Genomic DNA, 12802 nt, shown 5'->3' with positions numbered 1-12802 from the left:
CGCTGACAGACGATCCTGCAGGCGATCGATGCATTCTCGTTATCAGACATCAATCCGGCACCTGGACAAAGCTCTATATTCTGCGGTGACATCCATCGATCGCCTGAAAGGAATGCCGATTTGAACAGACGTAGCGCTTGCCGCAACCCGGGACCCGCGCTGCTGCGGATGCTGTATGCCGCAGCGCTTCTCCTGCCCGTCGTTTCCTGTTTCGCAGTCACGAAGGACGAGGCCATCCGCGCCGACCTCCCGGCATACCGGAAGAGCGCCGGCGACAAGGCAAGGTCCTCGGGCCGGCACTCATCTGACAAGGAAGCGGATTCCGGCAAGAAGCCTGCATCCCGCAGCCGCAAGCAGGCAAGCGTGGCGCCATATGGGCAGAATCCGGAAGAGTATGAATTGACATTCTCCGACGAATTCGAGCATGGCTTTAATACCAGGGTATGGAATGACACTACCTGGGACAAGCCAAGCAGCCCGACGAAGAACTATGCAGTGGAACATGGTTCGCTCAAGATCTGGCCGCAGCGCGATGCCAATGGCAGGTTCTTCGACCGCGTCATCGATACCGATGGCAAGTTCTACCAGACCTACGGCTACTTCGAAATCGAAGCCAGGCTCCCCTATGGCAAAGGCTGCTGGCCCGCTTTCTGGCTGTACAACCATGATGATGAAAAGGGCTCCTTCAGGCCGGAAATCGACATCATGGAAGCCTATTCCGGGGGAGGGCCTGCCAGCGGCTGGTCCGATGCGCGGCTGCGGCCGACCGCGTATGCGGTCACGATCTGGACCGGCATGCCGGAAGTGAAAGGCGGGGAAAAGATGCTGCAGGATCTGGGTGATCTTTCAGCGGGTTTTCACAAGTACGCGCTGAAATGGGAGCCACATCGGCAGACGTTTTATTTCGATGGAAAGGAAGTGTATTCCGTCAATGTCAGGATGTCACATCGTATGTACATCCTCCTTGACCTCCTGTTTGGCAGTGCCAGCGGAGAGCCGGACCACACTACCCCGACAGGCAAGAACAATGCATTTGAAATCAAGTACGTTCGGGCGTGGAAATTCAAGCAAGCCCACAGATTCCCCGAGCGGTACGAAGACCACAACGGACAAAAATTGAAATAGTCCGGCTGCCGCGCCAATCCCTTTTCCTGGCGCGGTTTTCCTTGCAGTACCACCCCCACCTTGCCGCGCCTGCCATTCCTGCATTGCAAATCCATGCCATCCCGACGCGGGAAAGGGCAAAAGCGGATTTGATTCAGCAAACCTCCTGTCCTTTTCTCCAGCCTCTTTTATTTCCTGACAGCATTTATTTTTAAACGTTTTCCCGGCTTTTTTTCGGATTCTTTGTCAGCGGAACAATGAATCCCATCATTTTCTTGTCATAAATTTTTCTTTTCGGAAAAATTCAGCGATTTCCTGGAACCAATTTCTCGACAGCAAGCTCTACGTAACGCTTGCTTTGCAGCATTACCGAAAATTGATTTGAAAGGAAATTGTTTTGGTTACTTCCACTATCCGAAAAAAGTTTTTAACAACCTCGCTGGCTGGTGCCTGTACCGCAATGATCCTCGCTGCGTGCGGCGGCGGCGGCGGCGGTACTAATGCAGTAGCTGCTGAGACCAACTATCCTGGTACTTCGCAATCTGAAATCGTTGGAGCAGGTTCAAACGCCACCTCTCCGACTTCTACTCCTGCTGCTGGTACTGGATCGGCAGCAGAAACAGAAGCCGTAGGCCCCTATGGTCAGAATGCGAATGACTATGTCCTCACCTTCTCGGACGAATTCGAAAACGGCTTCGATACCAACAAGTGGAACGACGCTACCTGGGACCAGGCGAGCAATCCGACCAAGAACTACGCTGTCGAAAACGGTTCGCTTAAGATCTGGCCGCAGAAAGATGCCAGCGGCAAATTCTTCAACCGCGTGATCGATACCGACGGCAAGTTCTACCAGACCTATGGCTACTTCGAGGTCGAAGCCAAGCTGCCGGTGGGCAAAGGCGCGTGGCCCGCGTTCTGGCTGTACAACCACGATGAGGCAGGTAACTACCGCCCCGAGATCGACATCATGGAAGCCTATTCCGGTGGCGGCCCCGACAGCGGCTGGTCCGATGCGAACTTCCATCCGACCGCTTATGCCCCGACCATCTGGATCGGCAATCCGGGCGAGTCGGGCGGCACGAAGATGGTGACGGGCCTGGGCGACCTCTCGGCCGGCTATCACAAGTATGCAGTGAAGTGGGAGCCGAACAAGCAGACCTTCTACTTCGACGGCCAGGAAGTGTATTCGGCCAACGTTTCCATGCCGCGACGCATGTACGTGATGCTCGACATCCTGTTCGGCAGCGCCAGCGGCCAGCCGGATGACAGCACTCCGCAAGGCAAGGACAACTCCTATGACGTCAAGTACGTGCGCGTCTGGCAGTTCAAGTAATCCTCATGCCTGAAGCACAGGCTTGCGCCTTCAGCGCAGCCTGAAAGCAAAGAGCCCGTCATTCATCATGACGGGCTCTTTGCTATTCAGCCGAGGCTGATGGACGCAGCGAGTCAGAAAGGATTCGACTTGATGTATTTCATCAGCGTCCAGTTTTCGCCGTATTCCGAGGGAAGGCTGTATTTCCTGAGCTCGCCGTAAGCCTGCGACAGGCGGTCGGCTTCGTTGCGAATCTCGTTCGGACATTCCACAAGCTTGGTGAAGTCGTACACGCGGCGGATCTGCTGTCCGTAATCCTGGCTGTACAGGATCGAACTCTCCGGGAGGCAGATCAGGAGCTGCCCGGAATGCACCGACAATCCCTGCACCGGCTCGACAATCCCGTGCACCACGGTGCCGTCTTTATCCCTTGCCTCGAGCAATCTCTCGCGCTCGACCACAAAGTATTTGATTCCCATCCCTTTCAGGAATTGCAGGCCGGTTCCCGCCTTACGCGCATCGATGTATTCCTTGTTCGCAACCAGGCCTTCGGTATGGAAGAATTTGAAACGCTCCGGCAGCCAGTACCCCAGCCCGCCGGCTCGGTCTCCCATCGCGACCACACCATCAGGCATCTTCGAAAAGAAGTCGTCAATCAGCCTGACATTCATCGCGTTGAAACTCTGATCGCTTGTTTTCTTCAACATGCTGTAGAACGGATTGGCGTCATGCGCCATTTCCGTCCTGACGCCAAGCAGGAGAACATAGCCGATGAAGCCCCAGCCCACCACTGACAGCAGCTTCGACGTCCAGCTGCTCATGGATTGCTTGTACAGCACCATGCTCAGATAGCCGACCTGGGTCAGCGCATAGAGCGTCACCAGCGCCACCGGCCAGTAATACCAGCCCCAGACCGGCCAGCCGGAAAACAAGGCGTAGTAGCTGGCAATCGCCACCGTTCCCAAAGCAATGAGTTTCAATTCACCGGAAAACGGAAGCGGACCAATTGCATTTTTCCTGACGCCGGCTTTCAGGATGAAAACAAGAATGATGGCGGCAATCGCGATCCGGCCCGCAAGCAGATAGTTCAGTAAAACCGGCAGGTTCTCCCCTACCCTGTTTCCGATTGCTTTCGCCTGCCCGCTTACCGGCACGATCGTTCCTAACAGCGTGTAGTTGACCGCGAAATAGACCAGCACACCCGCCAGGGTCAATCCAAGCGTCAATGCAAGATTGGAAACCACATGCTTGCGTCTGCTGATGACAACGAGCAGGGCGAATGCGCCCGCCAGTGCCAGCGCATCGAGCCGCGCAAGAAACAGGACCAGGAAGATGGCGGCGTACTTGACGCAGGTTGCGGGGGAAAATTGCTCGGGATACGGCTTGAGCTGGCTGATCAAGGGCAGGAACAGCAGCAGCAGGATCGTCTCCAGGCCGTGCATGAAGGTGTTCTGGCAAAGCAGCAGGATGGCGACCAGGGCGATGAAGAACGCCGCACCTTCCGCGCTCTTCCGCACATCGATGCGCGCCACTGCGACGATCTTGATCAGAAGCGTCAGCAGCGGAACGACGGCGAGCGCCCAGACCTTGGACAGCGAGAAAACGGCGAGCACCGCGGCGAGGATCAGCAGCCAGAGCGGCTGATAGCCATTGGTCTGCACCAGGTTGCCGAAGGTGGAGCCATGGCCCTGGGCGATATTCCAGGCGACGCCAAGGTAATAGTAGGCATCGTCGAACACCAGGTCCGCCAGATGTACCGTCGGATAATGGCCGACCGCGTAGATCGTGAATGCGAAGGCCGCCAGGAAGTAGGTGATCGCAATGTATTTCAAGCCACGCAGCATTACGGTTCCATCCCTTTGAATAGTTTTAACGACGACTTCTGACGCGGCCTGCAGCCTTGCCCTGCCCGCCAGCCTACAGCGACAGCGTCCTGAAAATCCGTTCCGGTATGTTCCTGATGACCATCATGATCGCTGCCCACCAGCCCGGCAGGTAAACCTCGTCCCTCTTTCTCTGCACCGAGCGCACAATGCCTTCCGCGATCCTGTCGGCACTGGCCCACAGCGGGCCCTTGCGGAATGCCGCAGTCATTGGCGTATCGACGAAACCGGGCTTGATCGTGAGCACGTGCACGCCCTTCTTGTGCAAGCGGTTGCGCAAGCCCTGCAGGAAAATCGAAACTGCGCCCTTGGCCGTACCGTAGACGTAATTCGATTGCCGTCCCCGGTCACCCGCGACCGAGCTGATCACTGCAATCGTCCCGTGCCTTTGCGCCTCGAGATCATTCGCCAGGTGGGTAAGCAGCGAGATCACGCTGATGGCATTGGTATTGAGTTCCCGCAGCGTCAGCGGGAAGCTTTTCTCGCATGCCTTCTGGTCTCCCAGAGTGCCGTGCGCAATCAATACCAGGTCGAGCCCGCCCATGTCGTCGATGGCACGCTGCAGCAGCGCTTGGTGCGAATCGAAGTCGTTCGCGTCGAAGACGGCGAATGACACCTGGGAAGCGCCGCGTATCCTGAGGTCACGCGCGAGGCCTTCCATCCGCTCGCGGTTGCGCGCGAGCAGGTAGAGTTTCGCTCCCTGCTGCGCAAAGCGCCGTGCGGTCGCCTCGGCGATGGCCGACGTGGCGCCGACGATCAATATTCTTTCCATCTAATCCATCCCCAATCGTTGTGACTGGCGCGAAGCGAATCTCCCCTGCGCGCCATAGCGTATCCGCGTTTCCTGGAATGCCTCCCAGCGCGGATAACTGCGCTTGAAAGTCGCCTCGCTCATGCGAACATCCTTGGTCAGATACAGCCGTCCGCCGTGGTCAAGCACTATCGCATCGAGTTCTTCAAGCAGCGGAAACAATGCCTCTTCCAGCTTGAAATCGAGCGCGAGCGTATACCCTTCGATGGGAAAGGAGAGCAGGTTAGCATTTTCCTTTCCGAAGGCCTTGAGCACGGCCAAGAACGATCCGCGTCCGGAAGCCGCAATTCTTTTCAAAATGGTCGCCATGCCCTCCATGCCGGCAGCCTTTGGCAATGCAAACTGGTATTGCGTGAATCCGCGCTTGCCGTACATGCGGTTCCAGTGATGGATGCCATCCAGCGGGTAGAAATATGGCTCGTAATGCACCTGCTGCGCGAGCGGCGAGCGCCTGATGCGATGGAAATACAGCGCGTTGAAGGCACCGATGGAAAAGCGGTTCAGCAAGGGCGCGGGCATGTCGACCGGCACCGACATGGGGCGCTTGCTGCGCGCAGACAAGTTGCCACTCCCGGAGTGCCTGCCCAGCATGACGAGGGAACGGCCGAGCGCATTCCCTGTCGCCAGGCAATCGATCCACGCCACCGAATATTCGGCGTCGTGATGTTTCTCGAACAATTCGATCGCTTCTGCGAGGTTTTGCGCCTTGAAAGTCGTCTGATCGATCATTGCGCTCCTGATCGGCTTCAGCCGTAGGCTCGCTTCCAGGATGATGCCGGTCAGTCCCATTCCGCCGCAAGTCGCATGGAACAGGTCGCTGTGTTCGCTGCGGGAACAGGTGACGATTTCGCCGCTTGCCAGGAGCAGGCTGAAACGCTCCACAAACTCGCTGAAGCAGCCGTCCAAATGATGATTCTTTCCATGCACATCGCTGGCGATCGCACCACCGACTGAGACGAACTTCGTGCCCGGCGTCACTGGAAGGAACCATCCCTGAGGCACGAAGGCATCGAGCAGTTCCGCCAGCGTCACGCCTGCGCCGCATCTGACGATGCCGCTTTCCCTGTCGAAGTCCAGCAGCAGATTCAGGTAGGCAGTGCTGATGACATGCGATGCAAGCGAACTGTCGCCATAGCTTCTCCCCATGCCGCGCGCAATAAGCGGCACGTCCTTGCATTCACTCAATACCGACGTGGCCGACGTAGGTGTAAGCGGCGCCCGTATTTCCGCGTCAACTACAGGGTGACGCCCCCATCCATGGATCAGCATCTTGCTACGCGATTGCCGAAGACGAACTTTTTATCCAGCTGATACTTGGCGACATAGCCAATCGCAAGACCGATTGCACCGCCGACATAGCGCCATTCCTTTGATTGAAAGAGCGCATCGAACCAGAATTCGAAGCCCCAGAAAATTGCTGTGGTGATTACTCCGGTCAATGTGTAAAGCACGAATGTTTGGCCGTCCTCAATGGCATTACGTGCCTGGAAGCGGAAGATATAAACCTTGTCGAGCATGTACTTGACGACAAGTCCTACGCCTGTGCCGACAAGAACGGAAAGCTGCACCGAATAGACGCCCGCATAGAGATGCAGTGTGAGGTCCTGACTTCCGAGATTGGTGATCGTTGCGATCGCGGCGAGCAAGGCATAAGTGATTGCAAGTTTCATGAAGTTCTTCAGTTACGGCGGAGTAACGAATTATATGCACAACACCTTAGTCCAGCATACGCTCCTGGGTCAGTTACGAGGTCTGGTCACCTTGATGCGTCCCAAACAATGGGTGAAAAACGGCTTCGTCCTGGCGCCTCTTGTTTTTACCGGAGAATTCCTGGAGCCCTCCTGGATCAGCGCCGCACTGTTCGCCACGCTGCTTTTCTGTGTCGCCTCATCCGCGACCTACATCGTCAACGACATGCGCGATATCGAACGCGACCGGCGTCATCCGAAGAAGTCGAAGACCCGCCCGCTTGCATCGGGTGCCGTCACCATTCCGATGGCGATGACACTGCTTGCCGTCCTCTACGGGATCATTGCCTGGGGCTGGGTCGCGGCTCCGAAAGTCGTCACGGTCATCGTCGGCTACCTCGTACTGAACCTGGTCTATACCTTTGCGCTGAAAAACGTTCCGGTGGTCGACATCTTCACCATCGCCATCGGCTTCGTGCTGCGGGTGTATGCGGGCGCGGTGGCATTGTCGGTTCCGCTGTCCGGCTGGATGGCAGTCACGACACTGTGCCTTGCGCTTTACCTCGCTGCCGTCAAGCGCCGCCAGGAATTGGCGGGAAACGGCACGCAGGGCCGCGAAGTGCTGGGAAAATATTCGGTGACGCTCATCGACCGCTATGCCCACATGTCAGCGACTGGCGCATTGTTCTTCTACAGCCTGTACGTCATGTCGGCGAAACCGCAGATGGTCGTGACCATCCCTCTCGTTCTCTTCGGCCTGTTTCGCTATTGGTATGTGGTCGATGAGCTGGATGGCGGAGAGTCGCCGACAGATGCATTGCTGGCCGACTGGCAGCTGCTCGTCACCGTCGCACTGTGGATCGGCGCATGCATCTGGGCGCTGTGGCCAGTCGGGGGATAACACGTGGATTGGTCGTACGCGCTTACCCCTTTCCTCGCATGGCTCGTCGCCGGCACGCTGAAGTTCTTCATCAACAGCATTCGTGCAGGTCAGCTCGCTTTTGGCCAGATCGGCTATGGCGGACTGCCGAGCAATCACAGCGCGATCGTGAGCAGCACTGCAGCGCTGATCGCGATGAAGAACGGCATTGCGCAGCCTGCCTTCGGCATTGCTGTCACGCTTGCCTTCATCGTCATGCTCGATGCCAACAGCCTGCGCCGCGCAGTAGGAAACCACGCATCCGCCATCAATCGTCTCGCGGCAAAGGATGTATCGCATACCGTGCTGCGCGAGCGCATGGGCCATACCCGCATCGAGATTGCCGCCGGTATCCTCGTGGGGATTGGCGTCGCGGCATTTGCCAGATACTTTCTTTCCTGATTCACAACGCGGAATTCCACGCATAGCGGAACTTACGGTCCGCTGTGCATGGCACCCGCAGCTCTCCCCTGCCCTTGCATTCATGGCCTGAAGGACGAGGCCGCTCCGCACTCCTCTTTATAAACATGCGCGGCTGATGCATCGCGCGCCTGTTGTCGCATCTGCCATTTCCAAACGCTCCGGCGTCCTCCTTTGCCCTCCCTGGTTGATCGATTGCCATCGAAAACCCCTTATTTCTTGCCTTGTGGCTATCAGAAAGTCGCCATTGGTTAAACACGGAATAAGTAAGTAAATGTTTCACGCAGGAACCAATTTCCTGTGCGCAAGCTCTGACGTGTCTCTTGCTTGCAAGAACTATTGCAATTTGAATCAATTTAGGGAGCGTCATCTTGAGCAATAAACGTCTTTACCAATCGGCAATCGCGTGCGCTTGCGCCGCGTTCATCATGACCGCCTGTGGCGGTGGCGGCGGCAGCGGCACAACTTCAACGGCAACGGATGGGGCTTCCCAAACTGCTTCACAATCGGTCATGTCGAATCCGGATACCTCGTCGGGATCCTCGACTCCTGCCAGCGATTCGGCTTCTCCTTCGACGTCTGATTCGTCCTCGAACGCCGGTTCATCGTCTGGCTCGACACCGGATTCGACTTCTTCGCCGACTTCCCCTGCGCCTTCTGGTTCTGCGCCGTCTTCCAACACCGGCTCGTCTCCGGCCACAGGCACGACCGCAACCGGCCCCTACGGTCAGAACGCGAATGATTATGTGCTGACTTTCTCGGATGAATTCGAAAACGGCTTCGATACCAAGAAGTGGAACGACACCACCTGGGATCAGCCGAGCAATCCGACCAAGAACTACGCCGTCGAAAACGGCTCGCTCAAGATCTGGCCGCAGAAAGATGCCAGCGGCAAATTCTTCAACCGCGTGATCGATACCGACGGCAAGTTCTACCAGACCTACGGCTACTATGAGATCGAAGCCAAGCTGCCGGTTGGTAAAGGCGCCTGGCCCGCATTCTGGCTGTACAACCACGATGCTGCAGGCAACTTCCGCCCCGAGATCGACATCATGGAAGCCTACTCCGGCGGCGGCCCCGCCAGCTACTGGTCCGATGCCAACTTCCATCCGACCGCGTATGCGCCAACCATCTGGATCGGCAATCCGGGAGACCTGGGCGGCACGAAGATGGTGACGGGTCTGGGCGACCTCTCGGCCACCTATCACAAGTACGCGCTGAAGTGGGAGCCGAACAAGCAGACCTTCTACTTCGACGGCAAGGAAGTGTATTCGGCCAACGTCACCATGCCGGGTCGCATGTACGTGATGCTCGACGTCCTGTTCGGCAGCGCCAGCGGTCAGCCGGATGACAGCACTCCGCAAGGCAAGAGCAACTCCTTCGACGTCAAGTACGTGCGCGTCTGGCAGTTCAAGTAAGCAGCGCACCAGTGCATGATGCGACATTGCCCGGCGTGTGCCCGGCAATGTCGCAAGCATGAAAAAAGAGGCCGGCATGGAAACATGCCGGCCTCTTTTTCTTGAATGCCTCTCTATCCGATGCGGCAACGCTCAGGCAGGTACCGCCTCCGCCGGCGTTTCAAACCCATGCGGATTCATGCTCTGCCAGCGCCAGTGGTCGGCGCACATTTCAGCCAGGCCCTTTTTCGCATGCCAGTCGAGCAGTCGCTTCGCCTCGGAAGGATCGGCATAGCACACGGCGATGTCGCCGGGCCGGCGTGCGACGATCTTGTATGGCACGGAACGGCCGCTGGCCGCTTCGAATGCACGCACGATCTCGAGCACGCTGTAGCCCTTGCCCGTACCGAGATTGACCGTAAAGCTGCGACCCGAGCGGAAGAGTTCATCGAGCGCCGCCAAATGGCCCTGCGCAAGATCGACCACATGGATATAGTCGCGCACACCGGTGCCGTCCGGCGTCGGATAATCATTGCCGAATACCGACAGACGTTCGCGGCGTCCCACCGCCACCTGACTCACGAAAGGCATCAGATTGTTCGGAATGCCGCGCGGGTCTTCTCCGATCAGGCCGCTCGCATGCGCGCCGACCGGATTGAAATAGCGCAGCGAGGCGATCGCCCAGGACGGATCCGACTTGGCCAGGTCCTGCAGGATCTGCTCCACCATCAGCTTGGAACGCCCATAGGGGTTGGTGACCGATAGCCGCGCCGTCTCGCGGATCGGCACCGATTCCGGGTCCCCGTACACAGTCGCCGACGAACTGAACAGGAAGCGCTTCACGCCGGCATTGCCCAGGGCCTGCAAAAGGTTGATGGTGCCGGATACATTGTTTTCGAAATAGGCCAGCGGCTTCTCGACCGACTCACCCACCGCCTTCAGGCCCGCAAAATGGATGCATGCATCGATGCGATGGGTGCGCAGCAAGGCATCCAGCGCAATGCTGTCGCGCACATCCGCTTCATAAAACGGAATGACCTTGCCGGTGATCTTTTCCACCCGCTTCAGAGCCTCGGGCGAGCTGTTGCATAGATTGTCCAGCGCGACAACCGCGTATCCTGCATCCAGCAGTTCGACGCAGGTGTGCGAACCGATATAGCCGGACGCGCCGGTGACAAGTATGGTTTTGAGTGTACTCATGTCAATGTTTCTATGGGGAATTTCGGGCGGCAGGCAAGGCCGGGAGTCGGTCCAGATTCGCGATTTTACCTGCCCTGAGTGGGAAATTGGCCGCTCATGTGAAGCATCAGAGTATCACGTGATGCCTGTCTCACGAATGAACCCGAGACGGGACGCGCCCACGCAGGCCCGACATGTGAGAAGCAGCCGTGCATGAACGCGCCTCAATCCCTTACGCGACCTTTACCGAAAAATTTGCGGATGCACTCCTCAATTCCTTGACGATATGCTCGGACAGCCTGAAGGTGAGCGCCGCGAGCGTGATCGTCGGGAAATTCGCGCCGGCGGTCGGGAACACTGAACTGCCTGCCACATACAGGTTGGTCATGCCATGCACCAGGCAGTTGCGGTCGACCACGCCATGCTTGGGCGAATCATGCATGCGCGTCGTTCCCATATGGTGCCAGGTACCCTCGAGGTCGGACGGCCAGTTGCGCCCTTCGACCGGAGGATCGAGCGTGACATCCGCCACGCCGCTGCGTTGCATGTCGTCCGCAAGCAAAGCCAGGGTACGGTCGAAGGTGCGCTTGACCTGCTCGCCCAGCCGCCAGTCGACCCGCACGCGGTTCATGCCGAGCCTGTCCTTCTGCGTCGGGGAAAGGGTGACACGGCTGTTCGGATCGGGATCCGGCTCGACGATCAGCTGGAACTTCACCCCCTGGATCAGCCAGCGCGGCTGGAACAGGCGGGTATAGCCATAGCCAAGCGTATCGATCGGATGCGCCACCATCGTCAGCAGATCCTTGCTGAGCTTCCAGTCGGCCTGCTCCTTCTGCAGCAGCGCCTGCTTGCAGCGGAACAGTGCTTGCGCGCCGGCGCTGCCTTCACCCGGGAAGACCGAGGAAAACCACACGCGGGCATTCAGCAGCCGTTCCTGTTCCAGTACTTCCGGCGTCAGGGCGAACTGGGCCGCGATGCAGGTGCCATGCGCGGCGACCGCGGAATTCATGTAGTGGTACTTCACATCGAACAGCTTGTTGCGTGCCCATTCCTTCCTGAACCGGATATTGCCCGTCAACAGGCGTGGATGGTCCATGAAGAAGCGGCCGACCAGATCATTGCCATTGCCCAGGCCGCTCGCCTGCACCTTGTTGGAGGCGAGCAGCAGGCGCGCATTTTCAATGCCGCCGGTGGCCAGCACGAAGGTTTTCGCCCGTACCTGCATGCTGCGGCCGGTGAGCGTGGCAACCTGCACTTGCGACACCGTGCGTGCAGCCTTGTCGGTATCGATGTTGATGACATTCGCATACAGGAAGACCCGCACATGCTGCGAACGCTTGAGATCGTCGCGATACAGCTTGCCGAAACGCGCGGGCGGGCTGAACTGGGAAATCGTGTCCCGGATCTTGTTCGTCACCAGGGGAATACGGCGCACATCCTGGCGGCCGATCGCGCCTTCCCAGAATGCAGGTTCGAAATTGGTCGGGCCCAGTTTGAGCAGCGAATGAGTGCGCTCGTAATACGGCATCAGTTCGTCGAGGCCGAAAGGCCAGCCGCTGTGCGGCACCCAGTCACGTTTTTCGAAATCCCAGGGATCGAGCGGACGGCACCAACCGCCCCAGCAGTTGCTGCTTCCCCCGAGGAAGCGGCTGCGGCTGCCATCCGCAAAATTGTATTTCCAGGCGCCGACATCTTCGCCGCGATACAGGTCGCGTGTATCGTCATCCGGCGAAAATCCGCCGCTTTCAAGCAGGCAGGCATCGATTCCCTGCCGGTCCAGCTCCAGCGCCAGCGTGATACCTGCCACGCCGCCGCCTATGATGCACACCGTTGTGTCGACAACAGCTCCCTCTTCCACCCGTCGTGTATCGATGAACATTTTAATGTTCTTTCCTCAAAATATTATTCATGATCTGCATGATGTGCTCCCTGTGGAACGTCGGCATGCCGGAGCTTAGCCAGCGTTCCGATGCAAACAACGAATTCGGCTGACTCTGTTCATCCTTTCTTTCAATCCTCCTGTTTCTTGTTCGGCCCAATGCGTGGTGCATGCTTGCGATGTGCATCTCCAATGTTCGCGTGGCCATTT

General features: G+C 57.9%; 13 protein-coding genes. 5 read left to right on the top strand and 8 right to left on the bottom strand.

Annotated elements, in window-relative coordinates:
- Positions 1-120: 120 nt before the first annotated feature.
- Together HGHM_RS07130 and HGHM_RS07125 are read left to right on the top strand one after the other, a co-directional pair.
- Positions 121-1125, top strand: coding sequence for a glycoside hydrolase family 16 protein (locus HGHM_RS07130; RefSeq protein ID WP_245549171.1), 1005 nt, complete (start codon positions 121-123; stop codon positions 1123-1125).
- A gap of 376 nt (positions 1126-1501) precedes the next feature.
- Positions 1502-2437: a glycoside hydrolase family 16 protein gene (locus HGHM_RS07125; RefSeq protein WP_245549170.1), complete on the top strand. Its 936-nt coding sequence runs from the start codon at positions 1502-1504 to the stop codon at positions 2435-2437.
- A gap of 113 nt (positions 2438-2550) precedes the next feature.
- Here the strand turns inward: HGHM_RS07125 and HGHM_RS07120 are convergent, their stop codons facing one another.
- The 4 genes from HGHM_RS07120 to HGHM_RS07105 all read right to left on the bottom strand — a co-directional run bounded on the left by HGHM_RS07120 (position 2551) and on the right by HGHM_RS07105 (position 6780).
- Entirely contained in the window at positions 2551-4260 is a 1710-nt protein-coding gene (locus tag HGHM_RS07120; RefSeq protein WP_019140831.1) for a hypothetical protein, read from the bottom strand.
- Positions 4261-4333: 73 nt separating this feature from the next.
- Positions 4334-5071 (bottom strand): SDR family oxidoreductase, encoded by a 738-nt coding sequence (locus HGHM_RS07115; RefSeq protein WP_026075783.1) that lies wholly within the window; start codon positions 5069-5071, stop codon positions 4334-4336.
- The gene (locus tag HGHM_RS07110; RefSeq protein WP_026075782.1) at positions 5072-6379 is read right to left on the bottom strand and encodes an FAD-binding oxidoreductase; all 1308 of its coding nucleotides are present in this window, start codon (positions 6377-6379) and stop codon (positions 5072-5074) included.
- Entirely contained in the window at positions 6373-6780 is a 408-nt protein-coding gene (locus HGHM_RS07105; RefSeq protein WP_019140828.1) for a GtrA family protein, read from the bottom strand. The genes HGHM_RS07110 and HGHM_RS07105 overlap by 7 nt, the downstream gene beginning before the upstream one ends.
- 94 nt (positions 6781-6874) lie before the next feature.
- Between HGHM_RS07105 and HGHM_RS07100 the strand changes: the two genes are divergently transcribed.
- Together HGHM_RS07100 and HGHM_RS07095 are read left to right on the top strand one after the other, a co-directional pair.
- A complete protein-coding gene (locus tag HGHM_RS07100) occupies positions 6875-7699 on the top strand; it encodes a decaprenyl-phosphate phosphoribosyltransferase (RefSeq protein ID WP_148415425.1) in 825 nt (274 codons plus the stop codon).
- 3 nt (positions 7700-7702) lie between these two features.
- Complete coding sequence (locus tag HGHM_RS07095) at positions 7703-8119, top strand: divergent PAP2 family protein (RefSeq protein WP_019140826.1); 417 nt, start codon at positions 7703-7705, stop codon at positions 8117-8119.
- Positions 8120-8525: 406 nt separating this feature from the next.
- Here HGHM_RS07095 and HGHM_RS23690 read toward each other — a convergent pair whose 3' ends face one another.
- A complete protein-coding gene (locus HGHM_RS23690) occupies positions 8526-8816 on the bottom strand; it encodes a hypothetical protein (protein WP_245549169.1) in 291 nt (96 codons plus the stop codon).
- Between the two features lie 67 nt (positions 8817-8883).
- Between HGHM_RS23690 and HGHM_RS07085 the strand changes: the two genes are divergently transcribed.
- A complete protein-coding gene (locus tag HGHM_RS07085; protein WP_019140824.1) occupies positions 8884-9555 on the top strand; it encodes a glycoside hydrolase family 16 protein in 672 nt (223 codons plus the stop codon).
- A gap of 132 nt (positions 9556-9687) precedes the next feature.
- Here the strand turns inward: HGHM_RS07085 and galE are convergent, their stop codons facing one another.
- From galE to HGHM_RS23595, 3 genes are all read right to left on the bottom strand, one after another.
- A complete protein-coding gene (gene galE, locus HGHM_RS07080; protein ID WP_019140823.1) occupies positions 9688-10734 on the bottom strand; it encodes a UDP-glucose 4-epimerase GalE in 1047 nt (348 codons plus the stop codon).
- Positions 10735-10945: 211 nt separating this feature from the next.
- On the bottom strand, positions 10946-12592 hold the full coding sequence (locus HGHM_RS07075) for an FAD-dependent oxidoreductase (RefSeq protein WP_019140822.1): 1647 nt from the start codon (positions 12590-12592) through the stop codon (positions 10946-10948).
- Position 12593: 1 nt separating this feature from the next.
- On the bottom strand, positions 12594-12802 hold a 209-nt coding region (locus HGHM_RS23595), incomplete at its 5' end, for a hypothetical protein (RefSeq protein WP_218918035.1).

Source organism: Noviherbaspirillum massiliense JC206 (assembly GCF_000312045.1).
In the GTDB taxonomy this organism is placed as follows: domain Bacteria; phylum Pseudomonadota; class Gammaproteobacteria; order Burkholderiales; family Burkholderiaceae_D; genus Noviherbaspirillum; species Noviherbaspirillum massiliense.
Note: the sequence above shows the minus strand (reverse complement) of the source record. Positions and strands in the feature narration are given on the sequence as shown.